Source organism: Pseudomonas sp. TMB3-21 (assembly GCF_054898145.1).
In genome coordinates this window covers 717042-734309 of record NZ_CM142718.1, presented here as the reverse complement: position 1 = coordinate 734309, position 17268 = coordinate 717042, and the positions used below count along the sequence as shown (strand labels likewise).

Annotated in this window: 11 protein-coding genes and 1 pseudogene; 9 read left to right on the top strand and 3 right to left on the bottom strand. The window is 60.8% G+C overall.

Features of this window, described 5'->3' with window-relative positions:
- Positions 1–281 precede the first annotated feature (281 nt).
- The 5 genes and pseudogenes from ACYZTS_RS03470 (at position 282) to ACYZTS_RS03450 (ending at position 6274) form a co-directional block, all read left to right on the top strand.
- On the top strand, positions 282–2474 hold the full coding sequence (locus ACYZTS_RS03470) for a DUF1631 domain-containing protein (RefSeq protein ID WP_461994020.1): 2193 nt from the start codon (positions 282–284) through the stop codon (positions 2472–2474).
- A 63-nt stretch (positions 2475–2537) separates the two neighbouring features.
- Complete coding sequence (gene ampD, locus ACYZTS_RS03465; protein ID WP_028623141.1) at positions 2538–3113, top strand: 1,6-anhydro-N-acetylmuramyl-L-alanine amidase AmpD; 576 nt, start codon at positions 2538–2540, stop codon at positions 3111–3113.
- The gene (gene ampE, locus ACYZTS_RS03460; protein ID WP_461994018.1) at positions 3110–3946 is read left to right on the top strand and encodes a regulatory signaling modulator protein AmpE; all 837 of its coding nucleotides are present in this window, start codon (positions 3110–3112) and stop codon (positions 3944–3946) included. Before ampD ends, ampE begins: the two co-directional genes overlap by 4 nt.
- 330 nt (positions 3947–4276) lie before the next feature.
- Positions 4277–5416, top strand: a pseudogene (locus tag ACYZTS_RS03455) (HAMP domain-containing protein); the annotation flags it as partial.
- 144 nt (positions 5417–5560) lie between these two features.
- The gene (locus tag ACYZTS_RS03450; protein WP_412072145.1) at positions 5561–6274 is read left to right on the top strand and encodes a methyl-accepting chemotaxis protein; all 714 of its coding nucleotides are present in this window, start codon (positions 5561–5563) and stop codon (positions 6272–6274) included.
- A 129-nt stretch (positions 6275–6403) separates the two neighbouring features.
- On the opposite strand, the gene ACYZTS_RS03445 is transcribed toward ACYZTS_RS03450, so the two are convergent.
- Both ACYZTS_RS03445 and cra read right to left on the bottom strand, forming a co-directional pair.
- Positions 6404–7180, bottom strand: coding sequence for a TatD family hydrolase (locus tag ACYZTS_RS03445; RefSeq protein WP_461994016.1), 777 nt, complete (start codon positions 7178–7180; stop codon positions 6404–6406).
- A 3-nt stretch (positions 7181–7183) separates the two neighbouring features.
- On the bottom strand, positions 7184–8179 hold the full coding sequence (gene cra, locus ACYZTS_RS03440; protein WP_461994014.1) for a catabolite repressor/activator: 996 nt from the start codon (positions 8177–8179) through the stop codon (positions 7184–7186).
- Positions 8180–8467: 288 nt separating this feature from the next.
- Here cra and ptsP point away from each other — a divergent pair, with 288 nt between their 5' ends.
- The 4 genes from ptsP (at position 8468) to ACYZTS_RS03420 (ending at position 14576) form a co-directional block, all read left to right on the top strand.
- Positions 8468–11329 carry a phosphoenolpyruvate--protein phosphotransferase gene (ptsP, locus tag ACYZTS_RS03435; RefSeq protein WP_461994012.1) on the top strand — a complete coding sequence of 954 codons (2862 nt, stop codon included), beginning with the start codon at positions 8468–8470 and terminating at the stop codon, positions 11327–11329.
- Complete coding sequence (gene pfkB, locus ACYZTS_RS03430; RefSeq protein ID WP_461994010.1) at positions 11329–12270, top strand: 1-phosphofructokinase; 942 nt, start codon at positions 11329–11331, stop codon at positions 12268–12270. Before ptsP ends, pfkB begins: the two co-directional genes overlap by 1 nt.
- An 11-nt stretch (positions 12271–12281) precedes the next feature.
- Entirely contained in the window at positions 12282–14021 is a 1740-nt protein-coding gene (locus ACYZTS_RS03425) for a PTS fructose-like transporter subunit IIB (protein ID WP_461994008.1), read from the top strand.
- A 144-nt stretch (positions 14022–14165) separates the two neighbouring features.
- Entirely contained in the window at positions 14166–14576 is a 411-nt protein-coding gene (locus tag ACYZTS_RS03420) for a hypothetical protein (protein WP_461994006.1), read from the top strand.
- Positions 14577–14637: 61 nt separating this feature from the next.
- Here ACYZTS_RS03420 and ACYZTS_RS03415 read toward each other — a convergent pair whose 3' ends face one another.
- Positions 14638–17166, bottom strand: a complete 2529-nt coding sequence (locus tag ACYZTS_RS03415) for a PepSY domain-containing protein (protein ID WP_461994004.1) — start codon at positions 17164–17166, stop codon at positions 14638–14640.
- Positions 17167–17268: the final 102 nt, after the last annotated feature.

Below are 17268 nucleotides of genomic sequence, written 5' to 3'. Positions count from 1 at the left end.
CCACAAACAAAGTGGCCCGATTATAGGGCCATGGCCCGCAGCAACCCAAGGCATGCGGCCCTCTCAAATGGCTCTGAATGGTGCATTTGGTCGATTTCAGCGTGTGCGCTTGCTAACTTGTTGCCGGCAGCAGACGTCTGTTTCAATACAGGTCCAAAGCCCGCTGGCAAATGTAACGTCTTTTATCCGATAATTCGCCTCACATTTGACGTCATGACTTTGACAGGCTGTATGCTCGGTCATAGATGACGATCCCCGCATCATCGGTTCAGGAGGCCTGGATGCACAATGACGGCAATGTAGTGCCCCTGCGCAAGGCCGCAACCGAGCATTCGGATGACTCGCCGCTTGCCCGCATGCCGCTGATTCTGCTGCAGGTTCGCGACTCGGTCGCGCAACAGCTCGGGCATGGCCTCCAGCAACTTTTCGAAAATGCCGACGACACGCTGTTCGAAATGGCTGACCGGGCACGGAACGATGTCGACCAGAACATCTTCTTCGAAGCCATGCGCGATTTGCGCCTCAAACGCAAAAGTATCGAACGGGTATTTTTCGAGCAGTTTTTCGACTCTTTCATTCGCCTGACGCAAGACAAAAACAGCAAAACGCCCTCTGTGCTGGCAGTCGATGTGGCAGGGTGCTCACCCGATGACCTTGAACGAACAGTGGCGGTAGAGGCGATGGTCGGCAAAGTGCTGAACCGGGACGGCTACGCGCTTGACCAGTTGACCGCCAGACTGAGCATGCTAGTGGGCCGAAAACTCATCGCCGGGCATAACCCGATGGGGCCGGCGATGATCTGCGAGTATTTTGTGCAGGCCGCACAGACCCTTGGCGTGGTAATCCAGGTCAAGCTGGTCATCCTCAAACTCTTCGAGCGCTATGTCCTAGGCGACGTCGATCTGCTGTATTCGCAAGTTAATCAGTTGCTGATGAGCAACGGCATCCTGCCCGGCCTCAAACCGGCCCCGGCGCGACCTGTCAGCGATCCCGCGACTGCCGGTGTCCGTAGCAAATCCGTGGATGCCCACCCAGCCGTCAGCGTGCCCCTCGATAGCAGCGTTCAAGCGGTTTTCGCCGCCCTGCAGACGCTGTTGTCTCACGTGCGCGGCAGCGTGGCGCCCACTCTGGAAGCCAGTGCGCCCGCGCAACCGATTTCCACCCGCGACCTGTTGCGCATGCTCTCGCATTTGCAGCAATACGTGCCTGAACCTGCAATACAGGACGACTTCGACCTGCGCAACCAGCTCGAACAGTTATTGACCCGGGTCAGCGTCAAGACCGGCACGTCACGCGTGGTTGCCGTGGCTGACGAGGATGTCATCAATCTGATTGCGATGCTGTTCGACTGCATCCTTGATGACCGCAACCTGCCGGACTCGCTCAAGGCGCAGATCGCGCGTTTGCAGATCCCGATGCTGAAAGTTGCCGTCCTCGATAAAAGCTTTTTCAGTCGCAGTAGCCACCCGGCGCGGCGTCTGCTCAATGAGATCGCGGACGCTGCGAAGGGGTGGGGCGAGAGCGATGATGATGCACGCGACAGCCTGTATGTACGCATCGATCAGGTCGTGCAGCGCTTGCTGAGCGATTTCGTTGACGACCCGGCTATTTTTTCCGAATTACTGGCTGATTTTTTGGCGTTCACCAGCGACGAACGCCGGCGCAGCGAGCTGCTGGAACAACGTACCCGCGACGCTGAAGAAGGTCGCGCGAAAACCGAGCTTGCCCGTCAGCGCATCCGGCTGGCAGTGAATCGGGCCTTGCTGGGCAAGGTGTTGCCACAACGGGTTGTGACGTTCGTGCAGGAAGCTTGGGCTCAGGTCCTGTTGCTGACGTTTTTGAAGCACAGCGATCAGTCGGCTGAGTGGCACGCCGATGTGCACACCATGGAGCAATTGATCTGGAGTGTGCAGCGTCACGACGAGCCCGATGCGAACGTGCGTTTACTGGCGTTGGTGCCGAGCCTGCTGAAATCGTTGCGCGATGGCTTGAGCGCCTCGGCGTTCGATCCATTTGCTACCAGCGAGTTTTTCAGCGACCTGGAGACGTTGCATCTGCAATTGTTCGAGCGCGCGGACCAACCGCTGACACTTGTGAGAGCGGCCGATGCGGCGATGGTAGAAGTGCGCGAGGACGTCGTCCTGCAGAACGCTGAAGCCGCAGAGGCTTTGGCCCGATTGCCAACCGATGATGCCGGCCTCCAGCAGGTCGATCAACTGGTGCCGGGCAATTGGGTCGAGATCGAGGAAGACCAGGAAAACACGTTGCGCTGCAAGTTGACCGCAATCATCGACGCTACGGGCAAGTACATTTTCGTCAACCGCACCGGCCTGAAAGTTCTGGAGCGCAGCCGTACGGAGTTGGCGCACGATTTTCAGCGAGGCGCAGTGCGAGTCCTGGCTGACACGTTACTGTTTGATCGCGCGCTGGAGTCGGTGATAGGCAACCTGCGGCGGCTCGATCACGGCAAGTGATCGCCCGTTGAGGACTATCGCGGCATACTGAGCGCCAACACTGTCGTCGCTGAAGGAACCTGTATGCAGTTGGACCCCGCGAGTGGTTGGTGTCAGGAAGTGCAATCGTGCCCCTCACCCAACTTCAATGCGCGCCCCACGGACGAAATTTCCCTGCTGGTGATTCACAACATCAGTCTGCCTCCGGCGCAATTTGCCACCGGCAAGGTGCAGGAATTTTTCCAGAACCGGCTGGATGTCACAGAGCACCCCTACTTTGAGGGGATCGCTGACCTACGGGTGTCTGCGCATTTTCTGATAGAGCGAGACGGCACCGTCACCCAGTTTGTCTCTTGTCTTGAGCGCGCCTGGCATGCCGGCGTTTCGTGCTTTGAGGGGCGGGAAACCTGTAACGATTTTTCCATAGGCATCGAACTCGAAGGCACCGATGATCTGCCGTTCACCGATGCGCAATATGCTGCGCTGACGGCATTGACCGTGCTGTTGCAAAGGACCTTCCCGGCGATCACCACGCAACGCATTTGCGGGCACAGCGACATCGCGCCGGGGCGCAAGACCGATCCGGGGCCGGCGTTCGACTGGGTTCGCTATCGCGCTGCTTTGGCACAGGCTGTAAAGGAAAAAGAGGAAGGACAATGAGTTTTCTGGTGTTGCTGCTGGCGGTCTGGGTCGAGAAATTCTCGGCACTGCGCCATCGGATTCAACGTGACGGCGGCTGGGTGCGAGAGCTGCACAAGCTCGAATCCAGTACGCGTATGGCGCCCCGTCCCTGGCTGATCCTGACGATTCTGGTGTTGCTGCCGGTGGCGTTGCTGGGTCTGTTGTTGGTGGTGCTGGAACCGGTGGCGTATGGGCTTCTGGCACTGCCGGTGCATTTGCTGGTGGTGATTTACAGTCTGGGCCGCGGCGATCTGCTGGCCGGCCTCGGACCGTTTCGCGACGCCTGGCGCCGTGAAGACCTGCAAGCGGCCGCGCACGTGGCCCAGCGCGACCTGGATATCGGCGCCGACAGCGGTGAACAATTGCTGGAGAAGGTTCAGGGCCATTTGCTGTGGGAGGGTTATCAAAGCTTTTTCGCCGTCATTTTCTGGTACTTCTTGCTGGGGCCGGTCGCGGCATTGAGCTATCGACTGCTGGCGCTCGCCGAAGAGCACGGGCAAAACCCGGCGGTCGTGGAACGTGCGGGGCAATTGCGACATGCGTTCGATTGGGTGCCGGTGCGTCTGCTGGCCGCCAGTTTTGCCCTGGTCGGCAACTTTGTGGCGGTCAGCCGCGTGATGCTGCACGAACTGCTGAACTGGAACATCAGCGCCGCGCAATTGATCGAGAAAGTCGGTCTGGCGGCCGGTGAGATTCCCGCGCCGGTGGCGGGACCGGATGGCATCAACAGCCTCGACAGTCTTTGGGAATTACTGCTCCGCGCAGCTGTGCTCTGGTACGCCGGCTTCGCGCTGTGGACAGTTCTCCCCTGAACACCACAAATCCGTAGGAGCCGGCTTGCTGGCGAAGGCATCAACGCGGTGTTCCTGAAGCACCGAGGCGCAGCCATCGCCAGCAAGCCGGCTCCTACGGCCCGTGTTGTCACGCGCAGCATGTAATAGGCAGGTCCGTTTCCTTCAATGGCGGGACTCGCTTGGCCCCCGTTAACCTTAAGTTACAAAACCTCCTGCCGATTTAAGCTATACAGAGCTGGCGCAAAATAGTGGCTATCTGCCGCTGGTCTGCGCCTGCCATATAAAAACAAGAAAAATCAGAAAGGGAGACTTCCAGTGAAGAGCTTGCTCTATCCCGCCGTTGCACTGATGAACCGCCTGAGCTTCGGCATGAAGTTCAGCCTGATCAGCGTGCTTTTCCTCATCCCGATGCTGGTCACTAATTTTTATCTGGTGCGCGATTCCTATCGCGAGTTTCAGGGTACCCAGGTCGAACTGCAAAGCCTCGACCTGCTCGGTAGCAGCCTGACCCTGCGGCGTGATCTGGAAACCCTCAACAATCTGGTGCAGATCAACGTCTACCTTGGCCAGGCCGGCAAGGCCAGTAATGTCGAGGCGCAAATCGGCAGCCTTGAACAAAGTGTGTTGGCGCGTCTTGAGGGGCTGACGGCCATGACCACCGATCCGGAGCAGATCGCGGTTTTCGATGCCAAGCGCGATGAAATGATCACTGCGTTCAAGGTTCAGCAAACGGAAAACTCCCTGCAAAGCAAAAGCGCGCTGATCGGCAAGTTGCTCGGCAATGCGCAGATTTTCAGTCAGATCATCGCCAGTCAGGCCGGTTTGAGCCGCGACCATCAAAGTGACATACGCCAGCTCAGCGAACTGATCACCCACACTACGCCGGCAATCACTCAAACCCTGGGCGATGGTCGGGCGATGGGCTCCTACTCCCTCGGCCAGGGCTTTCTCAACTCGTCTTCGAGCACCCGTTTCGATGAGTTGATGGCGCAGATCGAAAAGCTGCAGGCCGAGTACGGCCTGAAGTTGCAGGACGCGCTGGGCTCAAGCAAAGCGGCGCGCGAGCATTTGAGTGCCCCTGCGCAAGGCAGCCAAGCGTCGCTCAAACAGGCCAGTGACCTGTTCGAAGAACAAGTGGTGATGGCCGATACGCTGGATGCACCGTGGCAGGCCTTTTATGATCAGGTCACCGGTCTCATGGACCAGACCTACCAACTCAACGAAGCCGCTCTGAAATTTCTTGGCACGCAGTTGCAACATCGGCTGGAGCAGAACCGCACTCACATGATTCTGCAGGCCGTCGCGTTGTCGGCGGTGTTCGTGCTGATTTTCTATCTTTACGGTGGCTTCTACGCGTCGACCCGCACCACCCTCAGGCGTCTTGGCGCGGTGATGGACAGGGTCGCGGCAGGCGACATGACGGTGACGTTCAGTGCCAACAGCCGTGATGAACTCGGCGAGTTGGGCGAGGTGTTCAACGGCACCGTGAAGAAAATTCACGACCTGATCGAGCGGGTCGGGCAGACAGTAGAGGAGGTCGAGCGTCAGGCCGGGCAGGTCGAAAGTGTCTCCTCCCAAAGTAACCAGGCCGTGGCGGGGCAGCGCTCGCAGATCGAGCAAGTCGCTACGGCGATGAACCAGATGTCGGCCACTTCGCTGGAGGTGGCGCGCAGTGCTGCTGCGGCCGTCAGCAGCGCTCACAGCGTCAACGACGAGACCCTCAGCGGTCGCACGCTGGTGGAGTCGCAACAGGGCAGTATTGCCGCACTGGCCAGCGAAATCGATCAGTCGGTGCTGGTGATCAATCAACTGGCCAGCGACAGCCAGTCGATCAGCCGCGTGCTGGAAGTGATCAAAAGCATCGCCGAACAAACCAACCTGCTGGCGCTCAACGCGGCCATCGAGGCGGCGCGCGCCGGTGAGCAGGGGCGAGGTTTTGCGGTGGTGGCGGACGAGGTGCGCACGCTGGCCAAACGCACGCAGCAGTCGACCGAGGAAATCGAGCAGATGATCGCCAAGCTCCACAGCGGTGTCGGCGCGGCGGTGAAAGCGATGGGCAGCAGTCATCAAATGGCCAATGGCACGGTCGGGCAATCGGAAAAAGTCCAGCAGGCGCTGGACAATATCCTTGGCGCCGTCGGCATGATCGTCGATCAGAACCAGCAGATTGCCGCTGCGGTGGAGCAGCAGACCGCCGTGGCGCATGACATTGATCAGAACATCGTCGAAATCAACCGCGCGGGCGAGCGCACGGCTGAAGGCGCGCACCAGACCGAAGATGCCAGCCGGGCGTTGTCTGTGCAGGTGGTGGAGCTGAAACAGCTGATCAGTGCGTTTCGGGTTTAGTTTGCCAACCGGTTTACTTGTGGGAGCGAGCCTGCTCGCGATGGCGGTGTAACAGTCAACAAAGAAGCTGACTGTTATGCGCTCATCGCGAGCAGGCTCGCTCCCACAGGATTTGTGTGGGGCAGCAAGTTACCAGTTGAACACCTCACACGCATTCGCCGTGCTGACCGCCGCCAACTGCTCGGGACTCACCGCCATGATCCCCGCCAGTGCGGTGCAAATCGCCGGCAAATGCACCGGGCTGTTGCGTTGGCCGGGGAACATCACCGGCGCCATGTCCGGCGAGTCGGTTTCCAGTACCACTGATTCCAGCGGCAATTCTGCCAGCACGCGGTGCATACGCAGCGCTTGCGGCCAGGTCGCGGCGCCGCCGAGGCCGAGTTTGAAGCCTAACTTGATGTATTCGCGGGCTTCCTCCCTGCTGCCGGCGAACGCGTGGATGATGCCTGCGCGCTTCAACTTGAAACGCTTGAGCGTCGCAACCACCGCTGCATGGCTGCGCCGCACATGAATCAACGCCGGTAGATTGAAGTCCGCCGCCAGTTGCAGCTGTGCTTCGAACAGCGTCTGCTGCCGTTCGCGATCAAGCGATTCGATGAAGTAATCCAGACCGATTTCGCCCACTGCACAGAGCTGTCGATGTCCGGCGAGCCGCTTCAGCCAATCGGCGAGTTCGGACAAATGTTCAGGCCGGTGATCATCCAGAAATACCGGGTGCAGACCAAACGCCGCGTGCAGGTCCGGATCGCTTTGAACCAGTTCCCAGACCCGCTGCCAATTGCCCTGATCAACGCCCAACACGACGATTCTGCGGACACCGACGGCGCGACTGTCGGCGAGCAGCGCCGAGCGATCGGCATCGAAGTCCGGAAAATCCAGATGCGTGTGGGTGTCGATCAGCTCCACGGGCTACTCCTGACGGATACGCTGCTTGAACGTTCGCGCAATGGCGTGCACGCCGGGCTGATAGTCGGATTGCTCAATGGCGGCCAAGGCCAGGTCCAGCGCTTTGTCGGCGATCAACTGATGCTGCTGGGCCATGGCATTGACTGGCAGCGGCAAAAAATCCAGCAGTTGCGTATCGCCGAATGTGCCAAGACGCAGCGGTCGGTTCTTCAGCGGGAAATCGTGCAACGCATCGAACACACCCTGAAGCAGCACGTAGGACGTCGTCACCAACGCTTCCGGCAAATGACCCAGGCGTTGCAGCAATTCTTCCATCAGTTGTTTGCCGCACTCGCGGCTGAACGATTCCGCATGTTCGATGAGGATTTCGCCGGTGAAGCCGGCCAGCGCCTCTTTGAAACCAGCGGCGCGCTCCTGACTGATGCTCAGTTCAGGCCGCGCGCCGATCAGGACGATCTGCCTGGGCAGCGGCTCGAGCAGACTGCGCGTGAGTTGCAGGCTGGCTTCACGGTCGTCGCTGATCACCGAGCAGAAATGCTCGGGCTTCATGACCCGGTCGATGGCAATGATCGGAGTGCCCTTGGCCTGCAACTGACGATAACTGTCATCGTCAGCCGGCAGGCAACTGGCGACGATCAACGCGTCGCAACGACGGGCGCGAAACAATTGCAGCAACTGTCGTTCGCTGTCCGGGGCGTCATCGGAGCTGGCAATCAGTAATTGATAGCCGCGCGCCCGGGCGCCTTGTTCCAGCAATTTGGCAATGCGCGCGTAACTGGGGTTTTCCAGGTCCGGCAGGATAAAGCCCAACGTGCGAGTGTGCCGACTGCGCAACCCGGCGGCCTGCGGGTTGGGCGTGAAGCCATGCTGTTCGACCACCGCGCGCACGCGCTCCACGGTGGCGCTGCTGATCCGCTGCTGCTGGGCCTTGCCGTTGATGACATAACTGGCGGTGGTCACGGACACGCCGGCCAACTGTGCGATATCACTGAGTTTCAACTCGGGTTTCCTTGTTTTGTCGAGCTTGCCCGATAGTTTCGCCAATCCTAACCGATTCACGCACACGACCACTGTCGCAACGCTTCCGACAAGTTGGACTTCAAGGATGGGACATAATCGAGTAACGTGCCAATCATTCTAGATTAAACGTTTCAGCATTAGCGTTTTCTACCAGATAAGGGCATTTGGCCGGTTCTGCCGTGAAACCGCCAAAAGTGAAGCCCAAGCGCCTAAGCTGAAACAGTCAAAACAATACCTGGCGTCATCAGGCGCCAAAAAGGAGAACGCATGCTCGAGCTCACCATAGAGCAGATATCCATGGGCCAGTCGGCCGTGGACAAGCCCGCCGCGCTGCAATTACTGGCTGCACATCTGGTCGCCGACGGCCTGGTTGCCGAGGGTTACCTCGCCGGGTTGCAAGCGCGCGAGGTGCAGGGCTCGACCTTTCTCGGGCAAGGTATTGCCATCCCCCACGGTACCCCGGAGACCCGCGATCAGGTGTTTTCCACCGGCGTGCGCCTGATGCAGTTTCCCGAGGGCGTGGATTGGGGCGATGGTCAGATCGTTTATCTGGCGATCGGCATTGCGGCCAAATCCGATGAGCACCTCAGACTTCTGCAACTGCTCACCCGCGCTCTTGGCGAGACCGATTTAGGTCAGGCTCTGCGCCGTGCCGGTTCCGCCGAAGCACTGCTGAAACTGCTGCAAGGCGCGCCGCAGGAACTGGCGCTGGATGCGCAGATGATCGGCCTCGGTGTGTCCGCTGACGACTTCGAAGAACTGGTCTGGCGCGGCGCCCGTTTGTTGCGCCAGGCCGATTGTGTGAGCAATGGCTTCGCGGCCGTGCTGCAACAAGTCGAAGCGCTGCCGCTGGGCGACGGCTTGTGGTGGTTGCACAGCGAGCAAACGGTGAAACGTCCGGGGCTGGCCTTCGTCACTCCGGACAAACCGATGCGCTACCTCGGTCAACCGCTGAGCGGTCTGTTCTGCCTGGCCAGCCTGGGTGAAGCGCATCAGGCATTGCTCGAACGTCTGTGCGCGTTGCTGATCGAGGGGCGCGGCCACGAATTGGGCCGTGCGACCAGCAGTCGAAAAGTCCTCGAAGTGCTTGGCGGCGAACTACCCGCCGATTGGCCGAGTGCGCGCATCGCCCTGGCCAATGCCCACGGTTTGCACGCACGACCAGCGAAAATCCTCGCGCAGTTGGCGAAAAGTTTTGACGGCGAAATTCGCGTGCGGATTGTCGATGGCCAGGACAGCGCGGTATCGGTGAAGAGTCTTAGCAAGCTGCTCAGCCTTGGCGCCCGTCGCGGTCAGGTGCTGGAATTCATTGCCGAGCCGAACGTTGCCGCCGATGCGTTGCCGGCCTTGCTGGCTGCGATCGAAGAAGGCCTCGGCGAAGAAATCGAGCCATTGCCTGCCGTCAGCCAACAGCCCGAAATGCTCGCAGACATCGCCGAAGTACTGCTCGCGCCGGCGTCCGGCAGCCTGGTTCAAGCGATCCCCGCGGCCCCGGGCATCGCCATCGGCCCGGCGCATATTCAAGTGCAGCAAATCATCGAATACCCGCTGCGCGGCGAATCGGCGACCATCGAGCGCGAGCGACTGAAGCAGGCGCTGGCGGACGTTAGACGCGACATCGAAGGACTGATCGAACGCAGCACCTCCAAAGCGATTCGCGAGATTTTCATCACGCACCAGGAAATGCTCGACGACCCGGAATTGGCCGATGAAGTCGAGACCCGCCTCAAGCAAGGAGAGAGCGCCGAAGCAGCGTGGATGGCGGTGATCGAAGCCGCTGCGAAACAACAGGAAGCGCTGCAGGATGCGTTGCTGGCTGAACGCGCCGCCGACTTGCGTGACGTTGGTCGCCGGGTGCTGGCGCAACTGTGCGGCATCGAAAACCCGGGCGAGCCCGAGCAGCCGTACATTCTGGTGATGGACGAAGTCGGTCCGTCCGACGTTGCGCGGCTTGATCCGGCACGTGTAGCTGGCATCCTCACCGCACGCGGCGGCGCCACCGCGCACAGCGCCATCGTCGCCCGTGCGCTCGGGATTCCGGCGCTGGTGGGGGCGGGCGCAGCCGTGTTGCTGCTGGCGCCGGGCACGCCGTTATTGCTCGACGGTCAGCGCGGTCGCCTGCACGTGGACGCCGACGCGGCCACCCTGCAGCGCGCCACGCAAGAGCGCGACACCCGTGAGCAACGCCTCAAAGCGGCCGCCGAACAGCGTAATCAACCGGCACTGACCCGCGATGGTCACGCGGTGGAAGTGTTCGCCAATATCGGTGAAAGCGCTGGCGTGATCAGCGCAGTCGAGCAGGGCGCTGAAGGCATTGGCCTGCTGCGTACCGAACTGATTTTCATGGCCCACTCGCAGGCGCCGGACGAGGCCACCCAAGAAGTTGAATATCGTCGCGTCCTCGATGGCCTCGCAGGTCGGCCGCTGGTGGTGCGCACGCTTGACGTCGGCGGCGACAAACCGCTGCCTTACTGGCCGATCGCCAAGGAAGAAAATCCGTTCCTCGGCGTGCGCGGCATTCGCCTGACCTTGCAACGTCCGAAGATCATGGAAGCGCAACTGCGCGCCTTGCTGCGTGCCGCCGACAACCGTCCGTTGCGGATCATGTTCCCGATGGTTGGCAGCGTCGACGAGTGGCGCCAGGCGCGAGACATGACCGAGCGTTTGCGCCTGGAAATCCCGGTCGCGGATCTCCAACTGGGAATCATGATCGAAGTTCCGTCGGCGGCATTGCTGGCGCCAGTGCTGGCCAAAGAGGTGGACTTCTTCAGCGTCGGCACCAATGACCTGACCCAGTACACCTTGGCCATCGACCGTGGCCATCCGACCTTGTCGGCCCAGGCGGACGGTTTGCACCCGGCGGTTTTGCAACTGATCGACATCACCGTGCGAGCGGCGCACGCCCATGGCAAATGGGTTGGCGTCTGCGGCGAGCTGGCGGCCGATCCGCTCGCGGTGCCGGTGCTGGTCGGCCTGGGTGTCGATGAATTGAGCGTGTCGGGGCGCAGCATCGCCGAGGTCAAGGCGCGCATCCGCGAACTCAGCTTGACCCAGTCTCAAACCCTTGCCCGACAGGCCCTGGCCGTCGGCAGCGCTAATGAAGTGCGCGCATTAGTGGAGGCCCTGTAATGGCCAGGATTTTAACGCTGACCCTCAACCCGGCGCTCGACCTCACGGTCGAATTGCCGCGTCTGCAGCCCGGTCAAGTCAACCGCAGTGAAGCGATGCACACCCACGCGGCCGGTAAAGGTGTCAACGTCGCGCAAGTGTTGGCCGACCTCGGGCATCAGCTCACGGTCTGCGGTTTTCTCGGCGAGGATAATCAGCAAGCGTTCGAGGCATTGTTCGCCAAGCGCGGGTTTGTCGATGCCTTCATCCGCGTCCCCGGCGAGACCCGCAGCAATCTGAAACTCGCGGAAAGCGACGGCCGTATCACCGACATTAACGGCCCCGGGCCGATGGTCAGCGACGCGGCGCAACAGGCGTTGCTGGATCGTATCGACCAGATCGCGCCGGGGCATGACGCGGTGGTCGTCGCCGGCAGCCTGCCGCAAGGCATCAGTGCGCAGTGGTTGCAGGCGTTGATCGTGCGCTTGAAAGATCTCGGCGTGCGGGTGGCGCTCGACACCAGTGGCGAGGCCTTGCGCGCCGCGCTTGAAGCCGGACCGTGGCTGATCAAGCCCAACACCGAAGAGCTTGCCGATGTGCTCGGCATCGAGGCGACTTCGGTGACGGCGCAAGCGCAGGCCGCGAGTCGTCTGCACGCCCAAGGCATCGAGCACGTAGTGATTTCCGACGGCGCCGAAGGGGTGAACTGGTTCAGTGTCGGCTCGGCCCTGCATGCCACGCCGCCCAAGGTCACTGTCGCCAGTACGGTCGGTGCCGGCGACTCGTTACTGGCCGGCATGCTCCATGGTCTGCTCAGTGCCGACACGCCTGAACAGACCCTGCGCACCGCCACGGCGATTGCCGCGCAGGCGGTCACCCAGATTGGTTTCGGAATCGCCGATGCGGCGCAATTGGCGCAGCTCGAACAGGGTGTGCGCGTGCGTCCCCTGACAGAACAATAAGAGGGTTTGTGATGAAGTTAGCCATTGTTACGGCCTGTCCGAACGGCATGGTCACCAGTGTGCTGTGCGCCCGTTTGCTTGACGCTGCAGCGCAACGTCAGGGCTGGAGCACCAGCGTAGAAGTGGTGGATGCGGCGCATCCCGAGCGCGAGTTGTCGGCGGCCACAATCGAGGCGGCCGAGTGGGTATTGCTGGTCGCCACCGGAGCGGTGGACATGACCCGGTTCGTCGGCAAACGCGTCTTTCAGATTGCCCCGGCGCAAGCCCTGCAAGATGTCGAAGCAGTGCTGCGGCGCGGTGCAGAAGAGGCGCAGGTTTACGTCGCGCCCGATGCGCTCGACGCACCTGAAACCATCGCCAAGAATGCACCGCGTCTGGTCGCTATTACGGCGTGCCCGACCGGTGTAGCCCACACCTTCATGGCGGCCGAAGCCTTGCAGCAAGCGGCCAAGCGTCTGGGTTATGACTTGCAGATCGAGACCCAGGGCTCGGTCGGCGCGCGTAATCCACTGAGTGCAGCTGCGATTGCCGATGCCGACGTGGTGCTGCTGGCGTGCGACATCGAAGTGGCGACCGAGCGTTTTGCCGGCAAGAAAATCTACCGTTGCGGCACGGGCATTGCCCTCAAGCAAGCCGAAGCGACGCTGAACAAAGCCTTGGCCGAAGGTCGTCAGGAGAGCGCGGCAAACGCTGGAACAGGTCCGGTTAAACAGGAGAAAACCGGCGTCTACAAACACCTGCTGACTGGCGTCTCGTTCATGCTGCCGATGGTGGTGGCGGGCGGTTTGATGATCGCGTTGTCGTTCGTCTTCGGCATCAGCGCCTTCAAGGAGGAGGGCACGCTGGCCGCCGCGCTGATGCAGATCGGTGGCGGCACCGCGTTCAAGCTGATGGTGCCGCTGCTGGCGGGTTACATCGCCTACTCGATTGCTGACCGTCCGGGCCTAGCGCCGGGAATGATCGGTGGCCTGTTGGCGAGCACCCTGGGCGCCGGGTTTATCGGCGGGATCATTGCCGGTTTCATCGCCGGGTATGCGGCGCAGGCGATCAATCGTTATGCGCGTTTGCCGCAGAGCCTGGAAGCGCTGAAACCGATTCTGATCATCCCGTTATTTGCCAGCCTGTTCACCGGCCTGGTGATGATTTATGTCGTCGGCAAACCGGTCGCCGGCATGCTGGCGGGGCTGACGCAGTTCCTCGACAGCATGGGCACCACCAATGCGATTCTGCTCGGTGTGTTGCTGGGCGGCATGATGTGCGTCGACCTCGGCGGGCCGATCAACAAGGCGGCTTATGCCTTCTCGGTGGGGCTGCTGGCCTCGCAGAGTTATGCACCAATGGCCGCGACCATGGCCGCCGGTATGGTGCCGCCGATTGGCCTGGGCATCGCCACGTTCATCGCCCGGCGCAAATTCGCTCAGACCGAGCGCGAGGCCGGTAAGGCCGCGTTGGTGTTGGGCCTGTGCTTCATCTCCGAAGGCGCGATTCCGTTTGCCGCCAAGGACCCGTTGCGGGTGATCCCGGCGAGCATTGCCGGCGGCGCGCTGACCGGTGCCTTGTCGATGTATTTCGGCTGCAAACTGATGGCGCCGCACGGCGGGCTGTTCGTGATGCTGATCCCGAATGCGATCAACCATGCGCTGCTTTATCTGCTGGCGATTGTGGCGGGGAGTCTGGTGACGGCGGTGGCCTATGCGTTGCTCAAGCGGCCGGAGGTTGTTGAGCTGTCAGTTGAGCCGGTCAGCGCCTGACGCCCTGTGTTGCAGAGGTTCATTCCCAGGTGGACTGATCCAATGGTTTATAGCCAAACAGTATAAATTACTGTCATTTGTTACAGGTTCATTGTGAAGGAGCCTGCTTGAAGATTTGGTTTCAAACTTGGCAGGTATCAAAAAATGAAACCTATGAACGGAATGAAAATCTGCGCATGGAAGACAGTTCTAACGCTGATCTTCTCCACTTTTTTCTTGACGGCTTGCAAGCAATCCAACGAAGCAAGTGCCGGAATATGTAATGGCAATTGGGCTATCGCCGGAGGGTATTACTGCGACTTGTTGCCAATCGGTGGAGGGCAAGTACTGTGTATTTTCCTTGGCCAGGATAATGATCGAAACGGGAAATTCCAAAGTGGTACTAGCGATAAGTGCGTTGTTGATTCAGGCGATGGGGCTGCTCCCATCGACTGCAACAGAATGTGCGAGCTGAACAATGATTGCTCCAGGATCCAATGTCCTGCGGGCGAGAAACTTGAGGAGCTCAACAATCGACTAAGTAAGCCATCGATAGATTTGATCAAAAAGCCCTGAGTCCGTTTGTGTCTTGAAACATCGCCCCCCGCAGAAGCGGGGGACGATGGGTTTGGACGGGTCAGTAAACATCCCGGCGGTAGCGACCCTGCTCAATCAGGCGATCGACTTCTTCAATGCCGAGCAGCTCGTTGAGCGCGTGATCCACGCCCGAAGCCATGCCTTGCAAACTTCCGCAGATGTATATCACCGCGCCGTCCGCCAGCCACTGCTTGAGTAAATCAGCCGACTCGCGCAATCGATCCTGCACGTAAATCTTATCCGCCTGATCCCGCGAAAACGCCAGGTCCAGCCGCTCCAGATCGCCTGAAGTCAGCCATTCCTCCAACTCGTCGCGGCACAGGTAATCGAATTCGCGATTACGTTCGCCAAACAACAGCCAATGGCGTTGTTGCCCATCGGCGATACGCGCCTTGAGCAAACTGCGCAACCCCGCCAGGCCGGTGCCGTTGCCCAGCAGAATCATCGGCACCGGTTCGACCGGCAGATGGAAGCCGCTGTTGCGCCGCACCCGCAGGCTGATGGCGCTGCCCACCGGTGCGTGTTCGGTCAGCCAGCCTGAGGCGATACCGAGGCTGCCGTCGGGGTGCAGTTCCTGACGCACGATCAGCTCCAGCACACCGTCGGCGGCAATCGAGGCGATCGAGTATTCGCGCATCGCCAATGGCACCAGCGCATCGACCAAGGCTTGCGCATGCAGGCCGACCAGGTGAGTTCGATTCTCCGGCAATTGGCGAGTGGCGAGCGCTTGCTCCAGCGGTTGTGAGAAACCCTCCAGCGTCACCGCCGCGCGACCATCGATCCCCAGACCATCCAGGAAATGCTCGATCGCCCACGGGCAGTTGCGCGGCAGGACTTCCACCAGGTCACCGGCCAGCCAGCTGCTGGTGGTCGGAGCGCTGAGGCCGAGCAGATAGACCGGCCCGCCGCTGCTGCCAGGGTTCATCAACTCGCGGCGGGTTAGCGTCCAGTTGTCGTAGCTGGGTGCCTGCCAGGTGTCTACGGGCGCCTGTCCGGTCAGCAGGCCGAGTTGCTGCTGCCAGTGACGCAAAGCGTAGGGGTCGCCGCAGTCGACTTCCACCGGGGCGAACAGATGCTTGCCGCCGTGTTCGCTAAGCCAGGTGTGCAGGCGTCGAGCGAAACCGCAGAAATGCTGGTACTGCCGGTCACCCAGTCCGAGCACGGCGTAGTTGAGGCTGCCCAGGCTCGAGTCCTGGCTCAGCACTTTGCGTTCGAACCCACGGGCGCTGTCGGGTGCTTCGCCGTCGCCGAAGGTGCTGACCACGAACAGCGCATTGCTTGAGTCCAGCAGATCCTGCTCGCTGACTGTCGCCAATGGCTGAACCTTCACCGGCAGTCCGGCGGCCTGTAATTGCCCGGCGGTCTGCCACGCCAGTTGTTCGGCAAACCCGCTCTGGCTGGCAAAACCGATCAGCCATGCCGGTGTGTCGCTGCCCGGTTGCATAAGGCCTTGGCGCGCGTCCCTGATCTGCTTTTTCTTGCGTCGACGGTCCAGGTAGAGCAACCAGCCGGTGATGAAAAACAGCGGCATGGTCAGCGCACTGAGCGTCAGGATGATTCGCCCGATCATGCCGAAATAACTGCCGACGTGCAGCGCGTAGATACTGGTCAGCAGTTGCGCCTTGAGGCTTTTGTCGCTGTAGCGATCGTGACGTTTGACGATGCCGGTCGCCGGATCGAGGCTGATCTGGTTCAGCGCGCGGTCATGCGGCGAGGAGTTCAGCAGGTAGAACACCGTGGCTGGTTGGCTGGCCACGGGTGGCATGCGGATGTTGTAGGAGCTCAATGCCGGGCCGGCAGCGCTGTAGATGCTGCTCCACATCGCCGCGTAATCGGCGGTCGGCGCCGGACCGCTGGGGGCCGGGCCGCGACCACCACGAACACGCTCGCTCTGTGGCGAATCGGAGAGCAAGCGGGTCAGGCCTTTGTTGTACCACTCGTAGGACCACGACAACCCGGTCAACGCTGCCAGCAGGTAAAACACCAGGCACCATGTGCCGGCGACCGAGTGCAGGTCCCAGTTGAAGCTACGGCCTTTTTTCTTCCAGTCGAGGGTCAGCCAGGCGCGCCAGTTTCTCCACTGGCGTGGCCAGCGCAGGTACAGGCCGGACAGGCAAAAGAAAATCAGGATCAGCGTACAGGCACCGGTGATTTGCCGACCGGTGTCGCCGATGGCGAGGAAACGGTGCAGGCGCAGCATCAGGCCGAAGAGTTCCTGGCCGGTGGCAGCGCCCATGAACTCGCCGGTGTAGGGATCGAAGTAACGCATCTCGCCACGCCGCTCGCCGGGCGGCGGAGTGAAGAACACCCGCGCGGCATTGCCGCTGTCGGTCTCGACCGTGAGCATCGAGACTTTCTTGCCGGACGCGCCTTCGATTTTTTCCACCAGTTCGGCGGGCGGCAGGACGCCGGCAACCTGCTTCTCCACCTGCAACACCGAGGGGTTGAGGGCGCGCAGGATTTCATCCTGGAACGACACCGTCGCTCCGGTGATGCCCATCAGGGCCAGGACCAGCCCGGCACTGATGCCGAAGAACCAGTGCAACTGGAACAGGGTTTTCTTCAACACATCACTCGCCTTGTTCGTTCGAAAATGATCATCACGGCGGGCATTATGCCGTGGGTTGTCGAGAAGCTTGGTGTTTACGCACAAAAGCCCCGTTCATGCAGA